Source organism: Arhodomonas sp. KWT, from assembly GCF_010993615.1.
In genome coordinates this window covers 1-732 of sequence record NZ_WNXE01000839.1, presented here as the reverse complement: position 1 = coordinate 732, position 732 = coordinate 1, and the positions used below count along the sequence as shown (strand labels likewise).

Below are 732 nucleotides of genomic sequence, written 5' to 3'. Positions count from 1 at the left end.
GGTGACCTCCTCGCGGTCGTGATAGAGATGCTTTACGGCGATGTCCCGGTCCGCACCGGCCTGGCCCCGTAGTGTCGCCAGGGCGTCGGCAACCGCCTGGTAACGGCGTTTCATCGGTAGCTTGAGGTTGAATATCGCCGCCTGCGCGTCGCCCCGGTCCAGCCACGCCGCCATCAGCGCGGCGATGCGGTGGGGCTGGTCGACGATGTCGCAGACCACCCAGTCCACGGGGCGGGCCGGGCGGTAGCGGAAACCGTCGGCGCGGACGTGCTCGACCATGCCGTCGGCGAGCAGCGACGGCGCCATCGGCCCGTTGTCAACGGCGGTCACGTGCAGGCCGCGCCGCGCGAGCTGCCAGCTCCAGCCCCCGGGGGCCGCGCCCAGATCGACGGCGCGTGCGCCGGGGCGCAGCCAGCGGGCCCGCTCCTCGTCGCGCATCAGGGACTGGATCGCCTCATCGAGCTTGAGGGTGGAGCGCGACGGCGCGTCCCGGGGCATTCTCAGACGGGGGATACCCAGGGGCCAGGGCGCACTGTCCCCGGGCCGGGAGAGCGCGACGCGGGCGCTCAGGGCCGGGTCCTCGGTGAGGAAGACATGCAGCCGCGGCGCACCCTCGACGCCCGTACGTACCCCCTGTGCCCGCAGCGCACGCTGAAGCGGCCCGCGCAGGCTGCGGCACAGGCGCGAGAGTCCCTTGCCCGTATTGGTGTCCGGGTATTCCAGCCAGAGCTC

General features: G+C 72.7%; 1 protein-coding gene. It reads right to left on the bottom strand.

Annotation, left to right across the window (positions count from 1 at the left end):
• A partial coding sequence (rlmM, locus tag G7A99_RS22780; RefSeq protein ID WP_163144307.1) for a 23S rRNA (cytidine(2498)-2'-O)-methyltransferase RlmM occupies positions 1-732 on the bottom strand: 732 nt, incomplete at both ends.